The organism is Nocardia sp. 852002-20019_SCH5090214, from assembly GCF_001665865.1.
GTDB lineage: Bacteria > Actinomycetota > Actinomycetes > Mycobacteriales > Mycobacteriaceae > Nocardia > Nocardia nova.
Genome location: NZ_LZMK01000419.1, coordinates 1 through 26,344, shown reverse-complemented (window position 1 = coordinate 26,344; position 26,344 = coordinate 1). Strand labels below are relative to the sequence as shown.

The following is a 26,344-nucleotide window of genomic DNA, read 5'->3' as shown; positions in this document are numbered from 1 at the left end:
TTTTGCGGACGAAGTTACCCCGCAACGTTGTACAGAACAATAACGTGTTCTAGTTTGAATGATGGTGACCGCCGTCACGGGCGGCAAGTTATGGAGAGCGCTGATGGAGACAACCACGCACAGCGGTGCGGACGCGACCTCGCGCAGCGGCGCGAGCACGTTGCCGCCGCGGATCACGAAGACGCTGATCGACCGCCTCACCGGGCTGATCACCGCGGGCGCCGCGGGGGAGAAGCGCGAACCCTACGACATGATCGAGGTGTACACCGGCGCGGTCGTCGGTGAGCTGCCGCAGTCCTCGCCCGAGGACGTCGCCGCGGCGGCCGACAAGGCTCGGGCGGCGCAGCGGGAATGGGCGAACTGGCCGGTCAAGCGCCGGCTGCAGGTCTTCGAGAAGGCCCATGAGCTGATTCTCTCCGAACTCGACACCATCGCGGACCTGATTCAGATCGGTTGCGGCAAGACCCGCCGGATGGCCATCGAGGAATCGTGCGATCCGGTGATGGTGATCAGCCACTACCTCAAACATGCCGAGCGGATCCTGAAACCGATCCGGCGCGGCGGCGCGATGCCCATCATCTCCACCTCCACCGAACAGCATCGGCCCAAGGGCGTCGTCGCGGTGATCGCGCCGTGGAACTTCCCCTTCGCGATCTCGATCTCCGATTCGATTCCGGCCCTCATCGCCGGCAACGGCGTGGTGATCAAACCGGACAACAAGACCGCGCTGTGCACGCTCTACGGCGTCGAACTGCTGCGCAAGGCGGGGCTGCCGCGCGATCTGATCCAGGTCGTGTGCGGTACCGGACCCGACGTCGGCCCCACCCTGATCGACCACAGCGATTTCGTGATGTTCACCGGTTCCACCGCGACCGGTCGCACCATCGGCGAGCGTGCGGGCCGCAACCTCATCAGCTGCAGCCTCGAACTCGGCGGCAAGAATCCGATGATCGTGCTCGAGGACGCCAACCTCGACGAGGTGATTCCGGGTGCGATCTTCGCGGTGTACGGCAACTCCGGCCAAGCATGTATGCATATCGAGCGCATCTATGTGCACGAGCGCATCCACGACGAGTTCGTGCGCCGATTCGTCGCCGCGGCAGAGGAATTGGGGTCGAAGGCGGGTGCCTCCTACACCGCCGACCCGGAATTCGGCTCGCTGGTGTCGGTCGATCACATGCGGCGCGTGGCCTCGCACGTCGACGACGCCGTCGCGAAGGGCGCGACCGTGCTGACCGGCGGCAAGGCCCGCCCGGACATCGGCCCGGCGTTCTACGAGCCGACCGTGCTGACCGGTGTGACCCCCGAGATGGAGCACGCGACCGTCGAGACCTTCGGTCCGGTCGTCACCATCTACCGCTACACCGACGAGAACGAGGCCGTCCGACAGGCCAATGCCACCACCTACGGTCTCAACGCCAGCATCTGGAGTTCGGATCTCGCTCGTGCGGAGAAGCTCGCCGACCGGCTCGAGGCGGGCAATGTCAACGTCAACGACGGCTTCGTCGCGACCTATTCGGCGAAGATGACGCCCTCGGGCGGCGTCAAACAGTCCGGCGTGGGCACCCGGCACGGCGACGCGGGCCTGCTCAAGTACACCGATACGGTCAACGTCGGCGTGCAGAAGAAGCAGGTGCTCTCGGCCCGGGCGGGTATGCCGTTCGAAAAGCAGCTCAAGAGCACGCTCATCACGTTGCGTCTGAGCCGCCGGCTGCGCATCCGCTGACGGGTCGATGCCGTCGATCTCCACGGAATGGGCCCGTTCGTCCCCCTGACGAACGGGCCCTTCCCATCACCCGGCACCACGCTGTGCCGGTAGCTCTGCGCGCGGCCTACTTCACGCCGATCGACTTACCGAAGAACGAGGCGAAGGTTTCGCCGAAGGTCGAGGCCAGCATCTGGAAACCGTTGGGGTCCAGCAACAACCAGCCCGCATCCGCGGTGTGACAGCCCGGCTGCGCGGGTACGCCGTCGAGACGGTCGCGCAACCACAGCATCGCCGGGCCGCCGCCGGAGATCTCGGTGGCGACATGTTCGGCGAAGTGTTCACGGGTGTATTGCACTGTGGCGGAGGGGTTTCGGCAGTAGGTGTCGACGAGGTTGTTCACCTGGCCGACCGGGATGATCTCGTCCGGGTTGCCCTGCCAGATGTACATCGGCATATCCGGCACCGACTTGCCCATGCGGGTTTCGTCCAGTACGTCGGCGACCACGGGCTGCTGGAGCGGATCGCCAGGAACCCGCAACATTCCTTCGAGATTCAGAAACGGCAGCAGCGAGCTGACGTACTGCACGCACAATCCGCTCTGAATCGTGGTCAGTCCCTTGCCCAATGGGTCCATATGCTCGTCGACGAAACGCGCGAATTCGGGGTATTCGCGGGTCAGGCCCATCACGGCGGCCAGTACCAGCCCCGAGGTCGCCTGTCCGTTGGCCACCTTCAGCGTCATGCCGAGATCGGCCGGAACCCCGCCCTCGGCCGCGCCGACGATATTCAGCTCCGGTGCGTAGGTGCTCTTCAGTTCGGCCGCGTGACCGGTCGCGATCGCACCGCCGGAGTAGCCGTAGAGGCCGATCCTGGTCTGCGGGCTCAACCGCATCGGCTCGAAATCTCGGGCCGCGCGAACGCCGTCGAGGGTGATTCGGCCGGCGAGCGGCCCCGCGGCATAGGCGTTGTTCGGCCCCTCGTGATCGGGAATCACCACGGCCCAGCCCTGCTGCAACGCGCCCTGGGCGATCACGAATTCGGCCGGGGCCACGATCTGGCCCAGGAACGGACCGGCCGAGAAATGCTGGATCGCGTAGGAGGGTGCGCAGTAGCCGGCCAGGGAATCCTCGGCGATCTGCATCGAGACCAGTTTGTCCGGTGCCGAACCGCGTGGTTTCAGAACCGTCGCGACCGCCGGGATCGGTCGGTCACGACTGTCGTTCGATCGGTACGAGATCTGCCACGCGTCGACATTGACCGGGATCAGCCCGAGATTGGCCACCCGCACCTGCCGCGCGGCGATGATCTCGCCGGGCTGGTTCGCCGCGACGATCTCCGGTGCCGGATGGTAGAAGCCCGGGTCCAGCTCGGGTGGTAGCGGAATCGGGGCCGCGGGTGCGACCGGCGCGGGTTCGGCGCCGGCGTGCGGCGGATGAGCCACCACTGCGGCCGGAACGGTCAATGCCGCCGCCGCGGCGAGGACACAGGTCGTCCGGCGGATGCGGCGCGTCCAGGATTCGGTCACACTCGGCTCCTTCACTAATGCGAGACTGCTCCGTCTCACATATGCAGCGAACTATGGCACAGGTGTGATCGCCGTCGCAAGAATGTCGCATGCCGGCCGGCGATGCGCGGCTCGACGAGGTGCGGTCGAATGTGGTGTGGCTAGGCCGATTCCTCGGTCGGCGCGGGCGCCCAGCGTTCGTCCACCTTCGCCAGCCGCCAGTAGGCGATCGCGACGACCCAGGCGAGGACGAACAATCCGACGATCGCGAATCCCGCGTTGTTGAGGTCGATACCGGCGATCCACTCTCCGACCGGGCCGCCGAAACCGGTGTCGTCGTGCAGCACCTTGATCAGCTCGATCGAGCCGATGAACAGGGCCACCGCGATCGACAGGCCGGTGATGGCCAGGTTGTAGAAGATCTTGCGCACCGGATCGGAGAACGCCCAGTCGTAGGCGACGTTCATGAACAGGCCGTCGATCGTGTCCATCACGCTCATCCCCGCCGCGAACAGCAGCGGCAGCACCACGATCGCGTACCAGGGCAGTCCCGCCGCCGCGCCGGACCCGGCCAGCGCGAGCAGCGCCACCTCGGTCGCGGTGTCGAAACCCAGTCCGAACAGCACGCCGACCGGATAGACGTGCACCGGCCGTCCCACCATCCGCATCACCGGCGCCAGCAGGCGTGCCAGGAATCCGCGCGAATCGAGCGCCGCCTCCAGTTCCGCGCGATCGTATTCGCCGCTGTGGCGCAGACGGCGGAACACCCGCCAGATGCCGATCAGCGCAACCACATTGAGCAGGCCGATCAGATACAGGAACGATCCGGAGGCCACGGTCGAGATGGTGCCCAGGGTCTTGCGGGTCGACGAGTCCTCGTCGACCAGGGTGCCCACCACGTGCGCACCCGCCACCACCAGCGCGGCGAGGACGAACACGATCGTGGAATGCCCCATCGCGAACCAGAATCCGACCGATTTGGGCCGTTTGCCGTCGCTCATCAGCTTGCGCGTGGTGTTGTCGATGGCGGCGATGTGGTCGGCGTCGAAGGCGTGGCGCAGCCCGAAGGTGTAGGCCGTGATGCCCAGTCCGATGCCGAAGACCTCCGTCCCGATGCGATAACCGTGCGGGGCGATCGCGCCGAACAGCAGGCCGAATCCGATCAGATGCATCAACGCGACCACACCGAGCAGCACCGCCGCTTCCAGCCAGTCACGCCGGGACCAGTCCCGCAGCACATCGCGAAGCAGGCGACGACGAGTGGACATGTGCCACAACCCTTCTGGGGAACCCGCGTCCCCGTCCGTGCACAGCGACGAAAGGGGTCTGGCTGACAGCATGGGCTGAACACAGTGGCGCGACCGCACCGGATTGGCACCGGTTTCCCGTTCCCATCGCGAGAACTCTGCGGACTATACCAACGGACCGCACCCGTGCGGCCACGGTCTTCGCAGGTCGCAACGAGGGTGGTGACAGGATTCCCGATCGATGAAATGTCGGGTATGCCCCCGTGTGCCCGGGAAATCGAGGAGACTCGGCGTAACACAGTCCGTAGTGCGACGACTGTGTGCGGGTGCCAGTTCCACAGGGTCAGCGTTTCAGCAATGCCGTTTCTGCAATGCCAGGGGAGCCTTCATGTCGCAGTCTTCTGCCGCGTACCCGAGTATGGTGCCGGTCGGGGTGGATACCGCTCGGGTGTACTCGAGTGATCGACGCGTATTTCCGGCAACCGAATCGTCGTGATTCAAAGGGGAGGCTCGGCAATTCACAACACCTAGGCTCGGCCGAGCCGACGCGCACCACCGTGCCGTCGTGCGCAGTGTCGAGAGGAATTACCTGATGTCCGGACGTATCCGCACCGCAATATCCGTCTTCGCAGCCGGTACGGCTGCCGCTGTGCTACTCACCGCCTGCGGCAGCGGAGGATCCGCCCACACCGAGAACGGGGTGACCTCGCTTCGGTATCTCGGCTGGACCGATCAGGTCACGCTTCCGGAGCTCGCGGAGAACCTCGGATTCTTCGACGGCAAGATCGAACTCGACTACGTCGGCAACACCATCAGCGGGCCGCAGGAAATCCAGACCGCCGCGACCGGGCAGGTCGACTTCGGCGGGGCCTTCGCCGGTGCGGTCGCCAAGCTGGCCGGCGCCGGGGCGCCCATCACCGCGGTGGTCAACTACTACGGATCGGACGAGAAGTCCTTCCAGGGCTATTACACCCTCGACAACAGCCCGATTCGTTCGGCCGCGGATCTGGTCGGCAAGAAGGTCGGCGTGAATACGCTCGGTGGCCAGAACGAGGCCGATATCCACGATGCGTTGAAGAAGGCCGGACTGAGCGTCGACCAGATCAAATCGGTGCAATTGGTGGCGCTGCCGCCGCCGAATATCGAACAGGCGCTGCGGCAGGGACAGATCGACGCCGCGGCATTGAACGGCCAGTTCCAACAGCGTGCGGTGGCCAACGGCGGAGTGCGACCGATTTTCACCGAACTCGACGAATACGGCGGCCCGATCAACGGCGGACCCTATGTCTTCCGCAACGATTTCATCGCGAAGAACCCCGATGTGGTCCGCACCTTCACCACCGGCGTCGCGAAGGCGATCGAATGGGAGCGCAGCACGCCGCGGGATCAGGTGATCGCAAAATTCACCGAGATCATCAACGCCCGCCACCGCGCGGGAGAGGACACCTCGACGCTGAAATACTGGCTGTCCGTGGGGGTTCCGGCGCGCTACGGCAAGGTGTCGGACGAGGATTTCACGCGCTGGCAGAGCTGGCTCGAGGACACCGGGGCCATCGATCACAAGCTGGATCCGAGCAAGTTCTACACGAACAAGTTCAACTCGCTGCTGCAGCCGTCGGACGCTTCCGGGAAGTAGCGCGCGCACGCGTCCTGCCACGGCGACGGGCCGATAGCGGCGAGCCGACCCGTCGGTACGGCATCATCGGTGCCCATGAGCGACTCCGTATCCACCGGCGGCGCCCGCGGCCCGGCGCACCGCCTCGTCCGGATGACCGGCCGCGACCCCGACGAACCGGGGCGCGTGTCCTCGCCCCTGGAGCTGCTGTTCGATCTGACCTTCGTGGTCGCGGTCGGCACGGCGGCGTCGTATTTCGCCGAGATGGTCGCCGACGGGCATGCGGGCAAGGCGGTGCTCGCCTTCGTGCTGGCGATGTTCGCGATCGTCAACGCCTGGATCAATTTCAGCTGGTTCGCCTCGGCATTCGACACCGACGACTGGCTGTACCGCGTGCTCACCATGGTGGTGATGATCGGCGTGGTGGTCTTCGCCCTCGGCCTGCCCGCGATGTTCCATTCGGTCGATGTGGGCGATCACCTCGACGTGCGGGTGATGGTCGTCGGCTACATCGTGATGCGGATCGCGATGGTGCTGCAGTGGTGGCGCGCAGGACGGGAGTCGCCGTCCTTCCGGCACGTCGGCTACGGGAGCATCCGGTGGACGATCATCGCCCAAATCGGCTGGGTGATCATCGCATTCGTGCACATGCCGCTGCTCGTGGCCGGGGTTGGATGCATACTGCTCGGCGTGCTGGAACTGCTCGTACCGGTGCTGACGCAGGGCCGCGCGAGTGGTACCCCGTGGCATCCGCACCACGTGGCCGAACGCTACAGCCTGTTCGCCATCATCGCGCTCGGTGAGGGCGTGGTCGGCACGGTCGCCTCCTCGGGCGGGCTGCTCGGCGGCAGCGACGGCGGGCAGTGGAGTGCCGATGCGATCGCGATCGTGGTCGCCGGCGTGGGCCTGACCTTCGGCATGTGGTGGGTGTACTTCACCACCCCGTTCGGCGAGATCCTCGTGCACCGCCGCAACCGCGGCTACCTGTTCGGTTACGGCCACATCCCGCTCTACATGGGTATCGCCGGCGCCGGCGCGGGCCTGCACGTCGCGGGCCTGTCGCTCGAGCACCACTCCCACATCGGCCCGGTCGCGGTGGTCCTCGCTCTGGCGCTGCCGGTGGGCGTGTACCTGCTGATGGTCTATCTGCTGCACACCCTGCTGCTGTCGGCCCCGGACCCGTTCCACATCCTGCTGCTCACCCTCACGGTCGTGGTCTTGGCCGTCGCGGTGATCCTGGCCGCGCTGGGCGCCTCGATCGCCGTATGCCTACTGGTGGTGATGATCTCCCCGTTCATCACCGTGGTCGGCTACGAAACCATCGGCTATCGGCATCAGCGCGAGATGCTGGCGAATCTGGAGTGACGCGAGCGAGCCCGTCACCGTGCTATCGAGGACCTGGCGACCAGTACGGCGGCGTCCGATCCTGCGACTGCTGCGCGGAATGCTGCTGCGGCGGGCTCCACAACGGCACGTCCTGGTGCTGCGGCGGAGTCCACATCGGGACGTCCTGGTGCTGCGGGGGAGTCCACATCGGCAGGTCCTGGTGCTGCGACGCCTCGGAGGCGGAACCTGCCCGCCGCCCCGGCGCTTTCGCCAGACTGACGATCAACAGAACCGCTCCAGCGATGAGAATGATGATCCCCAGGATCACCACCAAGCCGATGAGTGCCGCCACGAACAAAGTTGTAGCACAAGGTTTTCCGGTGGTCCCGGAAATGGGAAGGCAGCTCGCCCAGAGGATCGGGCCGTGGACGGTGAAGTTTCCCGAACCCGGCACAGATACGCACCCGGCACCGATACGCACCCGGGCAAAGCAAGAGGCCCTGACCAGTGGATCGGTCAGGGCCTCTGCCGTGTCTCCACACACGAGTCGGGGTGACAGGATTTGAACCTGCGACCTCTTCGTCCCGAACGAAGCGCGCTACCAAGCTGCGCCACACCCCGTGAGTTGAGCCTGTCGTAGCTTACAGCAGGGGGGAGCGGATCATTAAATCCGCTGGTCAGCGGGCAGGGAGGGGGCGGATGGTGGAGAGGATGCGTTTGGCGGTTTCCTTGTCCACGGACTTGTCGACGCCGGTGTCGGCGGCGACCGTCATGACGAAGTTTCCGTTTTCGCTGGGGAAGGCGAACGTGTAGACCGCGAAGGTCGTGGCGCAGCCGGGGGCCGGCGGCGGCGCGCTGCCGGTGGTCTCCACGAAGGCGCCGTGCAGCTGCCCGTCCAGCGAGACCATCGGCTCGGCGGGGGCCGGGGCGGCGATGGTGGCGTTCGACCAGCCGAACTTGGCCATCCGGGCCCCGATATCGGCGGCGGCCGCGGACGGGTCCGTCTGGGGAGACATGGTGAGGAAGGCGTTGGTCCGGGTGTAGTTCGGACAGTAGTTCTTGCCGTCCTGTGCCAGGCCGGCGATTTCCAGCGGATTCGATCCGGAACCCCAGGCGGCCGTGCCGACCGGATCGACCTTCCACTCCGGAGGCGCGTCGTAGGCCGCACCGCGATCGAGGATCTGGACGACCTGGTAACCGGGAACCATAGGTGGCGGCGCGGCGCCGGGCTGCGGCTTCGGCGCCGTCTGCTGCGGTCGCGAAGGTGGTGGGGGAGGCTGATTTTCGTTACTGAGCGCACTGACCATGGACGGCTTGCCGGAACCCGCGGCGGCCGGCGAGTCGGAATGCCGGCTCGCGACCACCGCCACGGTCGCGCCGATCGCCACGACGACCAGCACCCCGATTCCGCTGAGCAGCAGAGCTTTCCGCCGCCGAGGCGGCTGCTCGGCCGGCACCTGCAGCAGCGCGGTGTGCGGATGCTGAGCCGTCGGCGGTCCCCAGGACGCTTGCTGCGGCGCGGGATGTGATCCGACCCCCAATTGCCAATCCGGCTCGGGGCGACCGCTGCCGTGCGGTGCCGAGAACTGTTGCCGGGAGGGAGTATTCGCGCCCGGCATCGAGCTGCCCGGCCACTGCGGCATTCCGGGTTGCACGCCGAAGGCGGTGGTGGGGGCGTCGGGTCCGCCCGGGTTGCCGAAACCGTGCGGCGACGGAGCGAAGCCGGACGGCGCGTGCGGACCCGGGACCGCATTCGGGCCATGGGAGGTATCTCCGCTCGCGCCGCCCTGTGGCGTCCACGGATGGGCCGGAGCGGATTGCCCTCCGGCAGCGTCGTTCCCACCGAACAGCGATCCGGGCGGCCGGTCCGCGTCCGGTGCCGCGGGCTTGGCGGGTTCGGCCGGAGAACCGGAGCGTCCGGGATCGCCCGCGCCGCCGGGAACGGTCGGAATCGACTGCGGCCGAGCCCACGGAGAGCCTTGCGACACAGGGAAATTCGCACCCGGCACCCGTCGGATCGCCAGTGTCGGCGGGGTCTCGTTCGAGTCGGGAGTGGGTTCTCGTCGCGCGGTCGGGTCGTCGTTCCGCTCGAACCCACTGTTCACCGTGTACCCCTGCCTGATGTCGTGCCTCGGCACGCCACCCTAGCGCGCCACGGCCTCCGATTCCGAGACGCCATGGCCACTGTCGGCGATGGGGCCTTTCGGCGGTGCGGCCACCAGCGTCAGCAAGGTCGCCTCGGGGCGGCAGCAGAAGCGGTACGGCGCCCACGGCGAGGTACCCAGGCCCGCGGACACGTGCAGTCGCGTGTGCGCACCCCAGCGCGACGGACCCTTCACCCGGGACCGATCGATACCGCAGTTGGTGACCAGCGCGCCGAATCCCGGCAGGCACAGCTGTCCGCCGTGGGTGTGGCCGGCCAGCACCAGGTCGTACCCGTCACCGGCGAACCGGTCGAGTACGCGGGGCTCGGGCGAATGGGTGAGTCCGATGCTCAGATCGGCCAGTGGGTTCGGCGAGCCGGCGACGGTGTCGTACCGGTCGCGGGACAGGTGCGGATCGTCGACACCGGCCGTGGAGATCTTGATTCCGGCGACCTCGAGATCGCGCCGCACATGGGTCAGATCCAGCCAGCCGCGTTCGGTGAACGCCGCGCGCAGATCCTGCCAGGGCAGCGGATCCCCGTGCACTCGCTTGTGGTTCTTGTCGAAGTACTTGAGCGGGTTCTTCGGAACGGGCGCGAAATAGTCGTTACTGCCGAAGACGAAGATGCCCGGACGGGAGAGTAACGCCGTCAGCGACTGCACCACCGCGGGCACCGCCTTCGGATGCGCGAGGTTGTCGCCGGTGTTGACGATCAGGTCCGGTTCCAAGGCGGCCAGTTCGCGAACCCAGGCCTGTTTGAGTTTCTGGCCGGGCGTCATGTGCAGGTCGCTGATGTGCAGCACACGCAGACTCGACGAGCCCGGCTGCAGCACCGGCATCGTGGCCTCACGAAGGACGAAGGCATTGCGTTCGATCAGCGAGGCATAGCCGATTCCGGCCACTGCGGTACCGGCGGCCGCGGCGGCGACCTTAGCTCCGGAGCCCAGCGCTGCTCGTCGAAGTGCGGGGGACGAGAATACGGGCATCAGCCCAGAATAGGCGACCACTGTGACGAATACCGAGTGTGATTCCGCACAGGCATCCGGTTTGCCGGGCGCTGTCGTGGCCGTCCACCCGGCTCGACACGCGGAAATGCGGTGGGAGGGTCCGCCGACAACGGCTAGCGTGTGGCGCATGTCGGAACTCAAATCGAAGTTGCGGGCCGATCTGACCGCGGCGATGAAGGCCAAGGACACGTTGCGCCTTAGCACTCTGCGCATGCTGCTGGCAGCCGTGCAGAACGCCGAGGTCGCCGGTGCCGAGGCGAAGGAGCTCTCCGATGCCGAGGTGATCGCGGTCCTCGGCAAGGAGGCCAAGAAGCGCAACGAGGCGGCCGTCGTCTACGAACAGAACGGCCGCGGCGAACTGGCCGCCAACGAGCGCGCCGAGCAGGAGATCATCGACGAGTATCTGCCGACCCCGCTCACCGAGGCCGAGGTCGCCGATATCGCCGATACCGCCATCGCCGATGTGGCCGAGCAGTTGGGTGAGCGCCCGGGCATGAAGCAGATGGGCCAGGTCATGAAGGTCGCGACGGCGCTGGCCGCGGGCCGGGCGGACGGTTCGCGGATCTCGGCCGCGGTCAAGGCCCGGCTGTAGGCTCGCCGGACAAAGCAGGAGGCCGGCGAATGTGTCGCACATTCGCCGGTCTCTCGCGTATCGCTACCGGGGGATCGGAATCGGAATCGGTGGCAGCCGCGGTATCTGCGGCAGACCCGGGAGCGCCGGCGGCGCCGGCGGCGGTCCGGGCTTCGGGATCTCCCGCTGCGTGCCGTCGCTGACGAGCACCGTGATCACCGATCCGGGAATGGCCGAGCCGTTCGGCGTCGTAGCGGTGACCGTCCCCTTGGCGGCCGATCCGGGCGTGGTGACCGTCGACACCTGAAAGCCCGCGCCGATGAGCACCGAGCGCGCCTCGGACTCCGACATGCCGTTCACATCCGGGATCTGCGCGTTGTTCGAGCCGCGCACGTATTTGTCGTCCAGCGGCGGCAGTGCGGGCGGCGGGAATTTGTCGAGTACCGGTTTGATACCGCCGAACCAGCTGCGAGCCGGTTCGTTACCGCCGTAGAGGTTACCGTCGCCGCAGGTGCGCAGCGGGAACGAGCAGATCTCGCCGGGCGTCGGGGAGTCGCCGTAGATGTAGGCGGCGCCGGCCATCGAATTGGTGAAGCCGAGGAAGGCCGAGGACCGGTGGGTTTCGGTGGTTCCCGTCTTGGCCGATACGGGGGCGTTCCAGCCCACCGCACGGGCCGAACCGGCCGCGGTGCCGCCCACGGCGTCCTGGCTCAGCGCATTGGCCAGGGTATTCGCCAACCCGGGCTCGACGACCTGTTCACAGGCCTGCTGGGTGAGCGGAACCTGCTTACCGTCGCGGTCGATCACCTCCGCGATCGGCGAGGGCGGGCACCACTTTCCGCCCGATGCCAGCGTCGCGGCGACATTGGACAATTCCAGCGGATTGATCGCGACCGGGCCCAGGGTGAACGAGCCGAGATTCTGCTGTTTGATCATGTCCGCCAGGCTCTGATTACCGTGGCCGGAGGTGCCCGCCTCGGCGTAGGAGCGCATCCCGAGCCGGACCGCCATATCGACCGTGGGCGTCACGCCGACATCCTGGATGAGCTTGACGAACGCGGTGTTCGGAGACTGCGCCAGCGCCTCCGTCACCGACATCGGCGATCGGTAATTACCGGCGTTCTTCACGCAATAGGTGGCCGGCGGACATCCCGCGGCGCCACCGTTACCCATACCCTTCGCGGCGAAGAACGAGGGCACATCCAACTGGGCGCTGGTGCCCAGGCCCTTCTCCATCGCGGCGGCCGTGGTGAAGATCTTGAAAATCGATCCGGCGCCGTCACCGACCATCGAATACGGCTGGGGTTGGACCGTTTGATGCGCACCCTGATCCAGACCGTAGGTGCGGCTCGAGGTCATCGCCAGGATGTGGTGGGAGTCCTGGCCGGGAGCGATGATGCTGGTGACCTCGGCGATATTCTCCAGATTCGGATCGGTGTTCGCCGTGACGGCGGCCTTGACCGAATTCTGCACCGCCGGATCCAAGGTGGTGCGAATCAGATATCCGCCCTTGTCCATCTGATCCTTGCTGATTCCCGCATTGGCGAGATATTGCAGCGCGTAATCGCAGAAATAACCACGGTCACCTGCGGCGATGCATCCGCGCGGCAGCCCCTTGGGCTCCGGCAGCACACCCAGCGGCTGTTCCTTGGCGGCCCGGAATTCGTCGGCCCGGCTCGGAATGTTCTGAATCAGCGTGTCCAACACGGTATTACGCCGCTCCAGCACGCCCTTGGGGTTGGTGTACGGGTTGAGTTTGGAGCTGGACTGGACCATACCGGCGAGCATGGCGGCCTGCGCGACCTTCAAATCCTTGGCGTCGACGCCGAAATAGGTCTGCGCGGCGTCCTGAATGCCGTAGGAACCGTTGCCGAACGGCACCAGATTCAGATAGCGGGTGAGGATCTCGTCCTTGGTGAGTTCTTTCTCCAAGGTCAGAGCCATTCGGATTTCGCGCAGTTTACGGGCCGGCGTGGTCTCGATGGCGGCACGGCGTTCGGCGTCGGTTTTCGCGACCACCAGCAGCTGGAAGTTCTTCACGTACTGCTGGTCGATGGTCGAGGCGCCCTGCTGTACCTCACCGCTCGAGGTGTTGGTCAGGAATGCGCGCAGCGTGCCCTGCCAGTCGACGCCGCCGTGTTCGGCGAAGCGTTTGTCCTCGATGGAGACGATCGCCAACTTCATATCGTTGGCGATCTTGTCGCTGGGGACCTCGAAACGTCTCTGTTCGTACAGCCACGCGATGGGGGCTCCGGTCGCATCGACCATCGTCGACACCGCCGGCGCGGTACCCGCCACCAATTCCGCGGAAACGTTGTCCACGGCATCGGCTGCGCGGTTCGACATGTACCCGAAGCCGCCGGCGAGCGGGAACAGCAATCCGGCGACGAGTACGGCCGCTAGGACGCAGGCGCCGGCGAGCCTCGCGAGCGTTTGTGAGATCGGCACGCGCCCCAGCCTAATTGGCCCGCCGTCACATGCGCGGTGCGCGGTCGGCGGCGCGCCATGACAGCTGGTCGCGAGGCTTCCGCAGGGACGGGCGTACCAGAAAATACGGGCACGGTCTTGCGCTCGCCCCATACCTTTACCTAGATTGAGAACCCAGTGTGATAGAGCTAACACTCAAAGTGGAATGTGGTGCGGAGCGCAGCGGGGTTGGGTTGCTGTGGGCTGCACGCGATTCCGGAGCGCCGTTGACCCGGTGTTCGGACTGCAAAGGGGCACACCAAATGCACATGACTACCCCCATCGCTCGATTGGACGTGGAGCAGGCCGAAGCGAGAATCGCCTGGGTGTCCCAGGCCCGATGCAAGGAAGTGGATCCCGACCAGTTGTTCGTGCGTGGTGCCGCCCAGCGCAAGGCGGCCACCATCTGTCGGCATTGCCCGGTGCTCATGGAGTGCGGTGCCGACGCCCTCGACAATCGAGTGGAATTCGGTGTGTGGGGTGGGATGACCGAGCGGCAGCGGCGTGCGCTGCTCAAGCAGCATCCCGAGGTGACCTCGTGGGCGGACTTCTTCCGTGCCCAGCGTCAGCAGAAGGTCGCGATGTAGTCGAGTACCGGTACGGTCCGAGCCCGCGCGTGCGGGCTCGGACCGTTTTTCGGCCGATGACGTGCGGAATCGGGGCCGCACGTCAGCGCCACCGGGGGACTCAGGCCGCGTCGGACCCGGCGAGTTGGTCGCCGACCGCGCGCAACGCGTCCAGATCGGACACTTCGAACGGCAGAGCGGTCACCGTCACGATCGGCACCCGTGGATGGGCGCCGGTGAAGCGGTGCAGCAGATGCTGTTCGCGCTTGGCGGTGACCGCGCGATGGGCGTGGATGCGCAGGATGTCGGCGGTCAGCGTCGCGGGATCGGTGGCGGCGTCGGCGGCCACTGCCTCCTTCGTGGTGTCGTCGGCATCGCTGCCGGCGCCGGGGCTCAGCCGGTCCGCGGCGGCGGTCGCCTGAGCCGACGAGAGGGTGCACAGCACCGGATGGGTGCGGTTGAGCACCAGCCCGGCCAATGGCATTCCGTCGGTGGAGAGCCGATCCACGAAGAACGACGCCTCGCGCAGCGCGTCCGGTTCGGCCGCGGCGACCACCACGAAATGGGTGCCGGGCCGCGAGAGCATGGCGTAGGTGCGCTCGGCGCGGTCCTGGAAGCCGCCGAACATCGACTCCAGCGACTGCAGGAACAGCGAGGCGTCCTTGAGCATCTGCCCGCCCACGACCGTGGACACCCCGCGCACGGCGAGGCTCATCGCGCCGGTGACGAAGCGGCCCACGCCGCGGCCGGGCGCCATGATGACGCGGATCATCCGGCCGTTGAGGAAATTGCCGAGCCGCTTGGGCGCGTCGAGGAAGTCCAGGGCGTTGCGTGAGGGCGGCGTGTCGACGACGACCAGATCCCACTCGCGCTTGGCGACCAGCTGGCCCAGCTTCTCCATCGCCATGTACTCCTGCGTTCCGCCGAAGGAGGAGGCGACGGTCTGATAGAAGGGGTTGGCGAAGATCTGCTCGGCCTTGTCCGGGCTGGTGTGCTCGAGCACCATATCGTCGAAGGTGCGGCGCATGTTGAGCATCATCGCGTACAGCTCGCCCTTGGCCGTCTCGGGCAGTTGCACGCGCTGGGGTGCGTTGCCGAGGTCTGTGACGCCCAGCGACTGCGCCAGCCGCCGCGCCGGGTCGATGGTCAGCACCACGACCTTGCGACCCTGTTCGGCCGCGCGCAGGGCGATCGCCGCGGCGGTGGTGGTCTTGCCGACCCCGCCGGAGCCGCAGCACACCACCACCCGAGCGGTCGGGTCGGCGATGATGGCCTCGACATCCAGCAGCGGAGTCGCCGGCGGGATCAGCGGGCTCGGGTGGCTCATCAGCGGACTCCCTGCGCGCTCAGATGTTCGGCCAGTTCGTACAGTCCGCCCAGGTCCATACCGTCGGGCAACGCCGGCAGATACAGGCGGCTGATATCCACCTTCGCCAGTTCGGCGGAGCTGTCGTCCTGCGCCTGCAGGGTTGCCGAATGTTCCACGGCTTCCCGGATCAGCCCCTGGAAGTCGTTGTCGTCCACCGTGATTCCGGCCTCGGCCAGTCCCGCCCGGACGGCGTCCAGATCGACGTCACCGCTCGCGACGCGGGCGCGCACCGGCGCGGGGAGAAAGCCCTCGGTGGCGCGGTTGACGATGACCGTGCCGATCCGGAAATCCGATTCGGTCAGCTCGGCGATCGCGTCCGAGGTCTCCTGCACCGGCAGGGCCTCGAGCAGGGTCACCAGGTGGACGACGGTCTGCTCGGAATGCAGCAGCGCCGCCACGCCCTCGGCCTGCGCGGCGATCGGCCCGCCCTTGGCGACGTCCGCCATGGCCTTGGTGACATCGAGGAATCCGGCGATGCGACCGGTCGGCGGGGCGTCGACGACGATCTCGTCGTAGACGCGCCGACCGGATTTGTCCGTGCGGACCGCGCATTCCTTGATCTTGCCGGTCAGTATCACGTCGCGCAGACCCGGTGCGATCGTCGTGACGAATTCGATGGCGCCCATCCGGCGCATCGCCCGGCCCGCGAAGCCGAGGTTGTAGAACATGTCGAGATATTCGAGGAAGGCGTGTTCGATATCGAGGGCCAGGGCCATCACCTCACCGCCGCCGTCGGCGGTGGCGATCTTCGTTTCGGTGGGCGGCAGTGGCGGCAGATCGAACAATTGGGCAATCGATTGGCGGCCCTCCACCTCGACCAGCAGTACCCGGCGCCCGCCCGCGGCCAATGCGAGCGCCAAAGCGCCTGCGACCGTGGATTTTCCGGTCCCGCCCTTGCCGGACACGTAATGCAGCCGCGCTTTGTCGGCTCGGTCCGGCCACCCTAATTTCAGTCCCGGCTCTTGCGAAACGGGTACTGCTGTCGGTACTCCCACGTTCGCGAGCCTATAACCCGTTACGAAACAGCGACCAGAGGATCGCCCTACTGTCTCGTAGGCCACAGCGCACTTCCGTACGAGCCGGAAATGTGCTGATCGGTCCCCGACGAGTCTCTCGGCCGCACCGTTCACCGTCGGTTCACCCAGTACGCTTCTGCGACATGAGCGATGTGACGGTCTGGGAATACGCGACGGTGCCGCTGTTGACGCATGCGACCAAACAGATTCTGGATCAGTGGGGCGCCGACGGCTGGGAGCTGGTCACGGTGCTGCCGGGGCCGACCGGTGAACAGCACGTGGCCTATCTGAAGCGGCCCAAGCAGTGACGGCCGGCACGGACTGGCGCGCCAACCTCGAACGACTGGGTCTCGCGCTGCCGCCGGTCGCGGCTCCGGCGGGCGCCTACATTCCGGCGGTGCGCAGCGGTTCGCTGGTCTACACCGCCGGCCAGCTGCCGTTCGTCGACGGCGCGCTGTCGGCGACGGGCAAGGTCGGCGCCGACGTGAGCGTCGAGGACGCGGCGCGGGCTGCGGGCCTGTGTGCGTTGAACGCGCTGGCGGCGGTCGACGATCTGGTCGGTCTGGACGCGGTCGTGCGGATCGTGAAGGTGGTGGGATTCGTCGCCTCGGCACCGGGTTTCACCGATCAGCCGCTGGTGATCAACGGCGCATCCGAGCTGCTGGGCGAGGTGTTCGGCGCGGCCGGAGTGCACGCCCGCTCCGCGGTCGGGGTATTCGAGTTGCCCAAGAACACTCCGGTCGAGGTGGAGCTGATCGCCGAAGTGCGGTAGGCAAGGTAGATGACCCTCACTCATCCCGCGTACGGACAACTGCGGCCGGTCACCGGTACCGCTTCGGTGTTGTTGGCCGACAATCCGAACCAGATGACGCTCGAGGGGACGAACACCTGGATTCTGCGGGCGCCGGATCGATCCGACTGTGTGGTGATCGATCCGGGGCCCAAGGACAAGGCGCACAGCGAGGCGATCGCCCGCGCCACCGACGGAAATATCGCGCTGACGTTGATCACGCATCACCATCACGACCACACCGGCGGCATCGACCGGCTGGTGAAACTGACCGGAACGCCGGTACGCGCGATGGATCCGAAATATCTGTCCGGCTCCTCGGCGCCGCTCACCGACGGTGAGGTCATCGAGGCGGCCGGACTGCGCCTGACGGTGCTGGGCACCCCGGGACATACTCAAGATTCGGTCAGCCTGCTACTCGACGACGCGCTGATCACCGGCGATACCGTGCTCGGCAGCGGGACGACGGTGCTGGAGTCGCGCGACGACGCGCTCGGCGACTATCTCGACTCCCTCGAACTGCTCGCCCGGCACGCCCCCGGCCGTGCGCTGCTCCCGGCGCACGGCCCCGATCATCCGCAGGCCGAACCGGTGATCGGCTACTACATCGAACATCGGCATCAGCGCCTGAACCAGGTGCGGGCGGCGTTACGCGAACTCGGTGAGAACGCGACACCGCTGCAGGTCGTGGCGAAGGTGTACGCCGATGTGGACAAACGGCTGTGGCCGGCCGCGCGCAGCTCGGTCAAGGCCCAGCTAGCCTATCTGCGCGGCCGGAACTGATCCGGATGCGCCGGAGCGCGGTGGGAAATCCCTACCGCGCCCGGCGAGCCAGCCGCTCCGAATCGGAGATCAGCACGCTCTTGCCCTCGAGCCGCAGCCACCCGCGGTGGGCGAAATCGGCCAGGGCCTTGTTCACCGTCTCGCGCGAGGCGCCGACCAGCTGAGCGATCTCTTCCTGGGTGAGGTCGTGGGTGACCCGCAGGGCGCCGGCCTCCTGGGTGCCGAATCGCTGCGCGAGCTGCAACAGCGCCTTGGCGACTCGACCAGGGACATCGGTGAAGATCAGGTCGGCCAGGTTGTTGTTGGTACGCCGGAGGCGGCGGGCGAGCACCCGCAGCAACTGTTCGGCGATCTCCGGCCGCTGGTCGATCCAGGCCTTGAGCGCATCGCGATCCATGGTCACCGCACGCACCTCGGTCACGGTGGTGGCCGTGGAGGTACGCGGGCCCGGGTCGAAGATCGACAGCTCGCCGAACATATCCGACGGGCCCATGATGGTCAGCAGATTCTCGCGCCCGTCCGGGGAACGGCGGCCGATCTTCACCTTGCCCGACGTGATGATGTACAGCCGATCGCCGGGCTCGCCCTCATTGAAAATGACATGGCCACGTGGAAAATCCACCGGCTGAAGCTGTTTGGCGAGAGCAGCCACCGCGGTGGGCTCGACGCCTTGGAAGATGCCTGCTCTGGCGAGGGCCTCGTCCACGAATGTGCTCCTTATGGGAATTGACGGTGCTTACTGCGGCGTCAGCGGGTCCCTACGTGGTACGCAGGCTGCCGCCTGGCTCGGCGTCGCTCGCCACAGTGCTGGACCGAAGCGTTCGGCCGACAGTGCAGTCTACTTGCCATCCACGCAGCGTAGTGACAGACACCACGTAACGTGCGGTTTGTGAACGGGCGCGGCGTCGCGGAAAGTTCCCGGGCTCGAGTATTCGCGGGTCGGGCGCGTCGGTATCGCCGGAGGGCGGAATCGGTCTAACTGGCTTGGGCGACGTCCAATTCGTCGCGATTACGGCGGCGGCCGCCGGAGCCGGCGTGTGCGGGCACGCCCAACTTGGCCAGCTCGTTGACCTCGGCATTGCTGGCCCTGTCCAGATATTGCTGGACCTCTTCACCCGGTTCGAGCAGCTTGCGCAGGCGGTTTTCGACACGTTCCATGAACAGTGCGAAAAGCATCAACACCACCGGGAAGAGCACCACAGCGAGTCCTTGCATACGGGTGAGTAAACACGGAGAAGGTCTCAGATGGAACACGGGAGGAGTTCGCGATCGCGCTCGCGTCGGTGCGGTTCCGTATGGTGGACGAGTGCGTGAACCCAGATCCACCGCCGTGAACGGGCACGAGACGGCCGCGACGGCCACCGATGCGGCGTCGGTCACAACGACCGAATCGAGTTCTCCGGCTCGAAAAAAACTTCCGCAGAAATCCGCGCGGGCGAACTCGAAACCGGCCGCCCGATTCGCCGACGAAACCCGGCTGGGTCTGGTACGCCGCGCCCGGCGGATGAATCGCACGCTGACGCTGGCATTTCCCGACGCGCACTGCGAACTGGATTTCACCACCCCGCTCGAATTGGCCGTGGCCACAATCCTTTCCGCGCAATGCACCGACGTCCGGGTGAATCAGACAACTCCGGCATTGTTCGCCCGGTATCGCGACGCCAAGGCCTATGCCGAGGCCGATCGCACGGAACTCGAGGAATACATCCGGCCCACCGGCTTCTATCGCAACAAGACGAGTTCACTGATCGGGCTGGGACAGGCGCTGCTGGAACACCACGACGGCGTCCTGCCGCATACGCTGGCCGAATTGGTGAAGCTGCCGGGCATCGGGCGCAAGACCGCCAACGTCATCCTCGGCAACGCCTTCGATGTGCCGGGAATCACTGTCGACACCCATTTCTCGCGGCTGGTGCAGCGATGGAAATGGACCACCGAGGACGACCCGGTCAAGATCGAACACGCCGTCGGCGAACTGATCGAGCGCAAGGAATGGACGATGCTCTCGCATCGGGTGATCTTCCACGGCCGCCGCGTCTGCCATTCCCGTAAACCGGCGTGCGGCGCCTGCCTGCTGGCCAAGGATTGCCCCTCCTTCGGAACCGGCCCGACCGACCCCGTGACGGCCGCCGCACTGGTGAAGGGACCCGAGGCCGAGCATCTGCTCGAATTGGTGGGCCGGTGAAGTCGGTTCCCGCGGCGTGGCGATGGGCGTTCGTCGTTCTGATAGCTGTGGTGGCGCTCGCCGTCGCGGTCTGGCCGCGCGGCGACCACGACGGTCCGTCCGTGACCGCCACCGCGGTGCAGGGCGGGCCGGCGTCCGCCTCCGACGGTCAGCGGGCCGCGGCCGCGTTGGCCGACTGTCCGCGTCCGGGCGCCGCGGCCGCGCAGCCGCCCACGCCGGCCGCCGGTCCGCTGGCCGCAATCACGCTCGAATGTCTGGCCGACGGCCGTCCGGTCGATCTCGGCGCGGCGCTGGCCGGGCGCCCGGCGCTGGTGAATCTGTGGGCGTATTGGTGTGAGCCGTGCGCCCGGGAACTGCCCGCGCTGCAGCAATTCTCGGCACGCGCGGGTAGCGCGCTGACCGTCGTGACCGTGCACAGCGATCCCGACGAGGGCAAGGCGCTGGCCCGGTTGCGCGACCTCGGTGTGCGTCTGCCGGGTATGCAGGACGGTGCCGGGAAGGTGCGCACGGCGGTGCGAGCGCCGGCCGTGCTGCCGGTCTCGGTACTGGTTCGCGCCGACGGTTCGATCGCGAAGGTGGTGGTCCGGCCGTTCGACACCGCCGACGACGTTGCCGCCACCGTCGCGCAGGAATTGGGGGTGCGGGTGTGAACGGGCAGGCAGTGCGCACAACCGTGGAGGGCCTCGTCCGTGCCCGATAGATCCGAAATGAACGACAATTCGACAGCTGAGGGCCGGCCGCAACAGCTCGCCACCGATATCCCGGGGTGGTTGCGCGGCGTGGCCGACCACGAACCGGCCGATCCGACGGGCGTGAATCAAGTACTCAAACGCACCGCGGGCAAGGTGGCCGCGGCCGCTCTGCGTCCCCGCGAGGCCGCCGTCCTCGTCCTGTTCGGCGGTTCGCCGGAGCCCGATGCCGGAACCCGCGGCGGTCTCCCGGCCGACGCCGACGTGTTGCTGACCCAGCGCGCCGCCACCCTGCGCCAGCACCGCGGGCAGGTCGCCTTTCCCGGCGGCGGGGTGGAACCGGGTGACGACGGTCCCGTCGGCACCGCGCTGCGCGAGGCGCGCGAGGAGACCGGTCTCGACCCCGTGGGTGTGGAACCGTTCGCCATCCTGCCCAAGATCTTCGTCCCGCCGTCCCGGTTCGACGTCACGCCGGTGGTCGCGTATTGGCGCACGCCCGGTGAGGTGCGGGTGGTCAGCGAAACCGAGGCCGCCCGCGTGGTGCGGGTGCCGCTGGTGGATCTGATCGACCCGGCGAACCGGTTCGTCGTTCGTCATCCGCTGGGGTACATGGGACCGGCGTTCGCGGTCGATGGCATGCTCGTCTGGGGTTTCACCGCCGGTGTGCTCGCCGGTCTGCTTGCGGTATCGGGATGGGAGCGGGACTGGGATCACCACGATGTGCGTGATCTGCAGGCCTCGCTCGCGGCAGTGGGGATGACGTTATGAGTAGTTCCGGGTGGCTCGACCTCGCGGTCTTGATCATCGCGCTGCTGGCTGCCACCTCGGGGTGGAGACAGGGCGCGGTGGCCTCGGCGCTCGGATTTCTCGGCGTGGTGCTCGGCGCGGTCGCCGGCATCCTGATCGCGCCGCACATCCTGCAGCACATCAGCGAGGGGCGTCAGCGCGTCCTGGTCGGCGTCGTGCTGATCGTCGCGCTGGTGATCGTCGGCGAGGTGGCGGGCATGGTGCTGGGCCGCGCCGCGCGCAGCGGTATGCGGCACCCGTTCACTCGCAGTATCGACAGCGTGGTCGGTGCGGCGCTGCAGTGTGTGGCCGTAATGGTCACCGCCTGGCTGCTGGCGTTGCCGCTGGCATCGTCGTCCCAGCCGGGTATCGCGGCCGCGGTCAACGGCTCCCGGGTGCTCGCCGACGTGAACCAGGTTGCGCCGAACTGGCTGCGCCGGGTGCCGAACGAATTCTCCAAACTGCTCAACACCTCGGGACTGCCGGAGGTGATCGGCCCGTTCGGCCGGGCGCCGATCGCGGCGGTCGAGCCGCCGGACGCGAGCGTTCTCGACACGCCTGTCGCGCTGAATCTCCAGCACAGCGTGTTGCGGGTGAACGGTGTCGCGCCGAGTTGTCAGCGCGCGCTGGAAGGTTCCGGCTTCGTCGTGGCGCCCGAGCGCATCATGACCAACGCGCACGTGGTCGCGGGCACCTCCACCGTGCAGGTCGACACCGCGCGCGGTCGCCTGGACGCGACGGTGGTGCTGTTCGACCCGGCCAAGGATGTCGCCATTCTGGCCGTTCCCGGACTCAACGCGCCGGTGATCCCGCTCGCCCCGTCGCCCGGAAAATCCGGGCAGAGCTCGATCGTCCTCGGCTACCCCGGCGGCGGCCCCTACACCGCCAGTGCGGCCCGGGTGCGCGAGACGCTCGAGCTGACCGGTCCCGACATCTACAAGAGCAACACCGTCGAACGCCAGGTCTACACCGTGCGCGGCCGGGTGCGCGCCGGCAATTCCGGTGGCCCGCTGGTCGACACCGACGGTGAGGTGCTGGGTGTGGTCTTCGGCGCGGCGGTCACCGACGACGACACCGGCTACGTGCTCACCTTGAAAGAGGTCGAATCCGATCTGCAGGCCGCGTCGAATTCGACCGCGCCCGTCGGCACCGGTGACTGTGTCCTGAGCTGACCCGCTGCCGGCCCACTTTCAGGGCGAAGCCGCGGCGCCGACGCCGGCGCTGCGGACGTGTCGAGGGCCTGCGCGTCCAGGGGCCTGCCGTGCCCTAGCGGTACTGCGCGGACCGAGGCCTCCCGTGCGCTAGCGGTACTGCGTGGACGGGGCCTGCCGTGCGCTAGACGTACTGCGCGGTCGCCGGATCACCCAGCAGTTTCGACAGTTCCGCGGTGACGGCGTCCGGATTCTCCTGGTGGGCGAAGTGCCCGGCCTGCGGGATCGTGACCACCCGGCGATCCGGTGAGAGCTTGCCCGCGCCGCGCACGGTCGATTCGAGCATGTAGTGGTCGGCGTCGCCGCGCAGGATCAGCGTCGGCACGCGGACGGGTTCCCGCATCGCCGACAGGAAGCGGCGGCCGTCGGGACGCCACTGACTACGGAAGGCCCAGCGCTGATATTCCAGGGCGCAGTGCGCCGCACCGGGTATGCGGATCGCCGAGCGCATGCGCTGGGCGGTGTCGACGAATTCGGAGGTGCCCGCCCACTGCGGCCGCACCCGCTCGCGCACGAGACGTTCGATTTCGAATCCGTCCTGGCGGGTGAGCCGGCGCTCGCCGTACCGCGGCAGCTGATACCGCAGGAAATTCGGCAGATAGGCCGCGCGCTGGCGACGATCGCGCAGCACGGCACGTTTCAGCGCCACCGGATGCGGTGAGGCGATCAGCGCGATCGAGCGCACCACCCGGGGGTGCAGAACCGCGGTCGCCCAGCACACGAGTCCGCCCTCGGCATGGCCGACCAGGGTCGCGTCGGTGTGCCCGAGCGCTCGCACCAGGCCGGCGATATCACCGGCCAGCGTCCAGCCGTCGTAGCCGCGCGGCGGTTTGTCGGAATCGCCGTACCCGCGCAGATCGACCGCGACCGCGCGGTAGCCGGCCTGGGTGAGCCCGGTCAGCTGATGCCGCCACGACCACCAGAAATCGCCGAAGCCGTGCAGGAGGACGACCAGCGGCCGCGCGGGATCGCCCACCGCATCGTCGGGGCCGCCCTCGGCGATGTGGAATCGGATGCCGTTGGCGTGCACGTCGCGATGCGTCCACGGGCCGTCGAAGCGGACGCTGGACGGATCGGGATGCGGATTCGACGACACGCCGAAAGCGTAATAGCCGGACTATGCCGTCGGCTTGGCGGCCGGGCCGTCGGCGTGCGATCCGAAGCCGTGCGGCAGCACCGTCCGGGTTTCCTTGAGCGATTCGATCGTCTTCTCCGGCGCCCGCAGTTTGCGGACCTTCCGGTAGCCGAGCAGCGCCAGCACCGCCACCACCACGATCATCAGCGCGAAGACGATCAGGAACGCCGCCCACCGGTACAGCCACACATCCAGCAGTTCGGCGAGGAAGAAGAAAAAGAAGAACGACGAGAACAGCAGCACCGTCAGGGCGCCGATGAAGAAGACGCTGCCCTGCAGGCCCTTCTTGATCTCGCCGGTCACCTCGGCCTTTGCCAGCTCCACCTCGGCGCGGACCAGGGTCGACATCTGCTCCGCGGCGTCGCGCACCAGATCCCCGACGCTGGCATTCGCGGTGGTATCGACCTCGGACAGCGGAATCGAGGTGATGGTCCGGTTTCGGCCCGCGTCGTTACCGCCGTTTGTGAAGCTCAATTGCTCGACCCTTCTCCATGTCCCGGTGCTGTCCGGCCTTCACTCGTATTCGGTGGCCGCACTCGCGTCTCGCCGCGCCTGATGCGCCCGCCCACGCCGCAACAGTAGCGCCGAACCGAGCAGAGAGGCCGCCAAGGACGTCATCAACACGGCGGCTTTCGCCAGTTCGGTCGCGGCCCGGTCGGGCAACGCGAGTTCTGCCACCAAGAGGCTAACGGTGAAACCGATCGCGCCCAGTACCGACAGGGCCGACATATCCCGATTGCCGAGACCCACGGGCCGAGCGGCGATTCCGAACCGGATCGCCAGCCAGCTCGAGCCGAAGATGCCCACGGTCTTGCCGACCAGCAGTCCGGCGATGATCGCCAACGACAGCCGCGAGGTGAACAGCTCGCCGAAAACGCTGGCGGACAACGGCACTCCGGAGGCGAACAGCGCGAACAGCGGGACGCACACGCCGGCGGAGATCGGCTGGAACAGATGCTCGAGCCGGGCGGCCGGCGCCTCGTCCTCCTCCGGATCCGGGCGCACCCGGGTCAGCAGCCCGCAGATCACCCCTGCCAGCGTGGGATGAATCCCCGCCTCGTGCAGGGCATACCACGACAGCAGCGCCAGCGGCACGTACACCAGCGGGGTGCGGATACGCAGCCGCTGCGCCAGCGCCCAGCCCACGAAGCAGGCGGCGGCGGCCACCAGCCAGATCAGCACCACCGTGGTGGTGAACAGCACCGCGATCATCACGATCGCCATCAGATCGTCGACGACGGCCAGGCTGAGCAGAAACACCCTCGCCCCGGCCGGAATTCGCGAGCCGGTCATGGCCAGTACCGCGAGCGCGAAGGCGATATCGGTCGCGACCGGAATCGCCCAGCCGCGATCCATCCCCGGCACGCCCCAGCCGATGACGAAGGCGATCACCGCCGGGGTGATCACGCCGCCCATCGCGGCCACCACCGGGAGCGTGGTCCGTTTCCGGTCGGCCAGCTCACCGACGACGAGTTCGCGCTTGAGTTCGAGCCCCGCGACGAAGAAGAACACCGCGAGCAGACCGTCCTTGGTCCAGTCGCCCAGGGTGAGGTCCAGATGTAACGGTGGGATCGCGAGAGTGGTGTCCACCATCGCGAAATAGCCGTCGCGCCAGGGCGAATTGGCCCACAGCAGCGCTACCGCCGCCGCGGCGAGCAGCAATGCGCCGCCGACGGTTTCAGTGCGGAGATAACGAGCGAGCTCGGAGCGCAGCGCGACGATCACGGAAATCCTTTCGGGAGCGGACGGCGACTGCGGCGGGCACTCCCGCAACGGGCTCACCAACCACACGCCGACCAGACTTCCCGGCACTCCTTGACAAAATTTTACCGGTACAGGCGTGGCTGTTTACGGCCGCCTTCAGGCTTCGCGGCGGCGAACGGCGGAGCCCACGCCCGGTGCGGTACCGGACGTGGGCTCGAAAAGCCGGTCGATCAGGCGTTGGAGGCGCGGATGGCTTCGAACACGTTGGGGTCGACCAGGGTGGAGGTGTCGCCGAGTTCGCGGCCCTCGGCCACATCGCGCAGCAGGCGGCGCATGATCTTGCCCGAGCGGGTCTTGGGCAGTTCGGGAACGATGTGGATTTCGCGGGGGCGGGCGATCGGGCTGATCTCGCGGGAGACTTCGGCCTTGAGCTCGTCGACGAGTTGCTGTCCGGAGTTGTTCGAGCCGCCGGTGAGGATGACGAAGGCGACGATGCCCTGTCCGGTGGTGGCGTCGCTGGC

At 67.3% G+C, this 26,344-nt stretch carries 25 protein-coding genes, 1 tRNA gene, 1 pseudogene and 1 riboswitch; of the genes and pseudogenes, 12 read left to right on the top strand and 15 right to left on the bottom strand.

Annotated features, from left to right (window positions below; all coding sequences use genetic code 11):
• Positions 1-103: 103 nt before the first annotated feature.
• The gene (locus A5780_RS35115) at positions 104-1,726 is read left to right on the top strand and encodes a succinic semialdehyde dehydrogenase (protein WP_064911216.1); all 1,623 of its coding nucleotides are present in this window, start codon (positions 104-106) and stop codon (positions 1,724-1,726) included.
• Between the two features lie 106 nt (positions 1,727-1,832).
• Here the strand turns inward: A5780_RS35115 and A5780_RS35110 are convergent, their stop codons facing one another.
• Both A5780_RS35110 and A5780_RS35105 read right to left on the bottom strand, forming a co-directional pair.
• The gene (locus A5780_RS35110) at positions 1,833-3,233 is read right to left on the bottom strand and encodes a lipase family protein (RefSeq protein ID WP_369829570.1); all 1,401 of its coding nucleotides are present in this window, start codon (positions 3,231-3,233) and stop codon (positions 1,833-1,835) included.
• A 140-nt stretch (positions 3,234-3,373) separates the two neighbouring features.
• The gene (locus tag A5780_RS35105) at positions 3,374-4,480 is read right to left on the bottom strand and encodes a HoxN/HupN/NixA family nickel/cobalt transporter (RefSeq protein WP_030516445.1); all 1,107 of its coding nucleotides are present in this window, start codon (positions 4,478-4,480) and stop codon (positions 3,374-3,376) included.
• A gap of 33 nt (positions 4,481-4,513) precedes the next feature.
• A riboswitch (cobalamin riboswitch) is annotated at positions 4,514-4,637 on the bottom strand.
• A gap of 414 nt (positions 4,638-5,051) precedes the next feature.
• Here A5780_RS35105 and A5780_RS35100 point away from each other — a divergent pair.
• Positions 5,052-6,095 carry an ABC transporter substrate-binding protein gene (locus tag A5780_RS35100; RefSeq protein ID WP_064906098.1) on the top strand — a complete coding sequence of 348 codons (1,044 nt, stop codon included), beginning with the start codon at positions 5,052-5,054 and terminating at the stop codon, positions 6,093-6,095.
• A 75-nt stretch (positions 6,096-6,170) separates the two neighbouring features.
• Positions 6,171-7,439 (top strand): low temperature requirement protein A, encoded by a 1,269-nt coding sequence (locus tag A5780_RS35095; RefSeq protein ID WP_064911193.1) that lies wholly within the window; start codon positions 6,171-6,173, stop codon positions 7,437-7,439.
• A gap of 22 nt (positions 7,440-7,461) precedes the next feature.
• On the opposite strand, the gene A5780_RS35090 is transcribed toward A5780_RS35095, so the two are convergent.
• The 4 genes from A5780_RS35090 to A5780_RS35075 all read right to left on the bottom strand — a co-directional run bounded on the left by A5780_RS35090 (position 7,462) and on the right by A5780_RS35075 (position 10,531).
• Positions 7,462-7,752 (bottom strand): hypothetical protein, encoded by a 291-nt coding sequence (locus tag A5780_RS35090; RefSeq protein WP_064911192.1) that lies wholly within the window; start codon positions 7,750-7,752, stop codon positions 7,462-7,464.
• A gap of 195 nt (positions 7,753-7,947) precedes the next feature.
• A tRNA-Pro gene (locus A5780_RS35085) sits at positions 7,948-8,021 on the bottom strand.
• 56 nt (positions 8,022-8,077) lie between these two features.
• Positions 8,078-9,505: a hypothetical protein gene (locus tag A5780_RS35080; RefSeq protein WP_197521949.1), complete on the bottom strand. Its 1,428-nt coding sequence runs from the start codon at positions 9,503-9,505 to the stop codon at positions 8,078-8,080.
• Positions 9,506-9,544: 39 nt separating this feature from the next.
• Positions 9,545-10,531 carry a metallophosphoesterase gene (locus tag A5780_RS35075; RefSeq protein ID WP_063019085.1) on the bottom strand — a complete coding sequence of 329 codons (987 nt, stop codon included), beginning with the start codon at positions 10,529-10,531 and terminating at the stop codon, positions 9,545-9,547.
• Between the two features lie 148 nt (positions 10,532-10,679).
• On the opposite strand from A5780_RS35075, the gene A5780_RS35070 reads away from it, so the two are divergent.
• Positions 10,680-11,144, top strand: coding sequence for a GatB/YqeY domain-containing protein (locus A5780_RS35070; RefSeq protein ID WP_063019084.1), 465 nt, complete (start codon positions 10,680-10,682; stop codon positions 11,142-11,144).
• A gap of 63 nt (positions 11,145-11,207) precedes the next feature.
• Here the strand turns inward: A5780_RS35070 and A5780_RS35065 are convergent, their stop codons facing one another.
• On the bottom strand, positions 11,208-13,571 hold the full coding sequence (locus A5780_RS35065; protein WP_064906106.1) for a transglycosylase domain-containing protein: 2,364 nt from the start codon (positions 13,569-13,571) through the stop codon (positions 11,208-11,210).
• 281 nt (positions 13,572-13,852) lie between these two features.
• Here A5780_RS35065 and A5780_RS35060 point away from each other — a divergent pair, with 281 nt between their 5' ends.
• The gene (locus tag A5780_RS35060; protein ID WP_030516437.1) at positions 13,853-14,176 is read left to right on the top strand and encodes a WhiB family transcriptional regulator; all 324 of its coding nucleotides are present in this window, start codon (positions 13,853-13,855) and stop codon (positions 14,174-14,176) included.
• A gap of 100 nt (positions 14,177-14,276) precedes the next feature.
• Here A5780_RS35060 and A5780_RS35055 read toward each other — a convergent pair whose 3' ends face one another.
• Entirely contained in the window at positions 14,277-15,482 is a 1,206-nt protein-coding gene (locus A5780_RS35055) for an ArsA family ATPase (protein WP_064911190.1), read from the bottom strand.
• Positions 15,482-16,519 (bottom strand): ArsA-related P-loop ATPase, encoded by a 1,038-nt coding sequence (locus A5780_RS35050; protein ID WP_064911189.1) that lies wholly within the window; start codon positions 16,517-16,519, stop codon positions 15,482-15,484. Before A5780_RS35050 ends, A5780_RS35055 begins: the two co-directional genes overlap by 1 nt.
• Before the next feature lie 164 nt (positions 16,520-16,683).
• Here A5780_RS35050 and A5780_RS40485 point away from each other — a divergent pair, with 164 nt between their 5' ends.
• From A5780_RS40485 to A5780_RS35040, 3 genes are read left to right on the top strand one after another with little or no spacing between them, the layout of a single operon-like run.
• Positions 16,684-16,848 carry a DUF4177 domain-containing protein gene (locus A5780_RS40485; protein WP_085997207.1) on the top strand — a complete coding sequence of 55 codons (165 nt, stop codon included), beginning with the start codon at positions 16,684-16,686 and terminating at the stop codon, positions 16,846-16,848.
• Positions 16,845-17,312: a RidA family protein gene (locus A5780_RS35045; protein WP_030516434.1), complete on the top strand. Its 468-nt coding sequence runs from the start codon at positions 16,845-16,847 to the stop codon at positions 17,310-17,312. Before A5780_RS40485 ends, A5780_RS35045 begins: the two co-directional genes overlap by 4 nt.
• A 9-nt stretch (positions 17,313-17,321) precedes the next feature.
• Positions 17,322-18,113, top strand: coding sequence for an MBL fold metallo-hydrolase (locus A5780_RS35040; RefSeq protein ID WP_063019081.1), 792 nt, complete (start codon positions 17,322-17,324; stop codon positions 18,111-18,113).
• A gap of 31 nt (positions 18,114-18,144) precedes the next feature.
• On the opposite strand, the gene A5780_RS35035 is transcribed toward A5780_RS35040, so the two are convergent.
• The gene (locus A5780_RS35035) at positions 18,145-18,819 is read right to left on the bottom strand and encodes a Crp/Fnr family transcriptional regulator (RefSeq protein ID WP_019044571.1); all 675 of its coding nucleotides are present in this window, start codon (positions 18,817-18,819) and stop codon (positions 18,145-18,147) included.
• A gap of 269 nt (positions 18,820-19,088) precedes the next feature.
• Positions 19,089-19,328 (bottom strand): hypothetical protein, encoded by a 240-nt coding sequence (locus tag A5780_RS35030; RefSeq protein WP_030516432.1) that lies wholly within the window; start codon positions 19,326-19,328, stop codon positions 19,089-19,091.
• A 289-nt stretch (positions 19,329-19,617) separates the two neighbouring features.
• Between A5780_RS35030 and nth the strand changes: the two genes are divergently transcribed.
• From nth to A5780_RS35010, 4 genes are read left to right on the top strand one after another with little or no spacing between them, the layout of a single operon-like run.
• Positions 19,618-20,298, top strand: coding sequence for an endonuclease III (gene nth, locus A5780_RS35025; RefSeq protein ID WP_082976909.1), 681 nt, complete (start codon positions 19,618-19,620; stop codon positions 20,296-20,298).
• Positions 20,295-20,948: a TlpA disulfide reductase family protein gene (locus A5780_RS35020; protein ID WP_064906112.1), complete on the top strand. Its 654-nt coding sequence runs from the start codon at positions 20,295-20,297 to the stop codon at positions 20,946-20,948. Before nth ends, A5780_RS35020 begins: the two co-directional genes overlap by 4 nt.
• A 57-nt stretch (positions 20,949-21,005) precedes the next feature.
• Positions 21,006-21,755: a CoA pyrophosphatase gene (locus A5780_RS35015; RefSeq protein WP_064911188.1), complete on the top strand. Its 750-nt coding sequence runs from the start codon at positions 21,006-21,008 to the stop codon at positions 21,753-21,755.
• On the top strand, positions 21,752-22,945 hold the full coding sequence (locus tag A5780_RS35010) for a MarP family serine protease (protein ID WP_063019584.1): 1,194 nt from the start codon (positions 21,752-21,754) through the stop codon (positions 22,943-22,945). Before A5780_RS35015 ends, A5780_RS35010 begins: the two co-directional genes overlap by 4 nt.
• Before the next feature lie 163 nt (positions 22,946-23,108).
• Here the strand turns inward: A5780_RS35010 and A5780_RS35005 are convergent, their stop codons facing one another.
• The 4 genes and pseudogenes from A5780_RS35005 to A5780_RS34990 all read right to left on the bottom strand — a co-directional run.
• Entirely contained in the window at positions 23,109-24,080 is a 972-nt protein-coding gene (locus A5780_RS35005; protein ID WP_063019582.1) for an alpha/beta fold hydrolase, read from the bottom strand.
• 21 nt (positions 24,081-24,101) lie between these two features.
• A complete protein-coding gene (locus A5780_RS35000; RefSeq protein ID WP_030518808.1) occupies positions 24,102-24,593 on the bottom strand; it encodes a phage holin family protein in 492 nt (163 codons plus the stop codon).
• A 39-nt stretch (positions 24,594-24,632) separates the two neighbouring features.
• Positions 24,633-25,844 (bottom strand): Na+/H+ antiporter NhaA, encoded by a 1,212-nt coding sequence (gene nhaA, locus A5780_RS34995; protein WP_064911187.1) that lies wholly within the window; start codon positions 25,842-25,844, stop codon positions 24,633-24,635.
• Positions 25,845-26,053: 209 nt separating this feature from the next.
• Positions 26,054-26,344: pseudogene (locus A5780_RS34990) on the bottom strand (acetyl-coenzyme A synthetase); the annotation flags it as partial.

Coding starts and splice junctions, on each gene's coding strand:
- A5780_RS35115 (WP_064911216.1), top strand. CDS start 104: ATGGAGACAACCACGCACAGCGGTGCGGACGCGACCTCGCGCAGCGGC.
- A5780_RS35105 (WP_030516445.1), bottom strand. CDS start 4,480: ATGTCCACTCGTCGTCGCCTGCTTCGCGATGTGCTGCGGGACTGGTCC.
- A5780_RS35100 (WP_064906098.1), top strand. CDS start 5,052: ATGTCCGGACGTATCCGCACCGCAATATCCGTCTTCGCAGCCGGTACG.
- A5780_RS35095 (WP_064911193.1), top strand. CDS start 6,171: ATGAGCGACTCCGTATCCACCGGCGGCGCCCGCGGCCCGGCGCACCGC.
- A5780_RS35075 (WP_063019085.1), bottom strand. CDS start 10,531: ATGCCCGTATTCTCGTCCCCCGCACTTCGACGAGCAGCGCTGGGCTCC.
- A5780_RS35070 (WP_063019084.1), top strand. CDS start 10,680: ATGTCGGAACTCAAATCGAAGTTGCGGGCCGATCTGACCGCGGCGATG.
- A5780_RS35060 (WP_030516437.1), top strand. CDS start 13,853: ATGCACATGACTACCCCCATCGCTCGATTGGACGTGGAGCAGGCCGAA.
- A5780_RS35055 (WP_064911190.1), bottom strand. CDS start 15,482: ATGAGCCACCCGAGCCCGCTGATCCCGCCGGCGACTCCGCTGCTGGAT.
- A5780_RS40485 (WP_085997207.1), top strand. CDS start 16,684: ATGAGCGATGTGACGGTCTGGGAATACGCGACGGTGCCGCTGTTGACG.
- A5780_RS35040 (WP_063019081.1), top strand. CDS start 17,322: ATGACCCTCACTCATCCCGCGTACGGACAACTGCGGCCGGTCACCGGT.
- A5780_RS35030 (WP_030516432.1), bottom strand. CDS start 19,328: ATGCAAGGACTCGCTGTGGTGCTCTTCCCGGTGGTGTTGATGCTTTTC.
- nth (WP_082976909.1), top strand. CDS start 19,618: ATGAATCGCACGCTGACGCTGGCATTTCCCGACGCGCACTGCGAACTG.
- A5780_RS35015 (WP_064911188.1), top strand. CDS start 21,006: ATGAACGACAATTCGACAGCTGAGGGCCGGCCGCAACAGCTCGCCACC.
- A5780_RS35010 (WP_063019584.1), top strand. CDS start 21,752: ATGAGTAGTTCCGGGTGGCTCGACCTCGCGGTCTTGATCATCGCGCTG.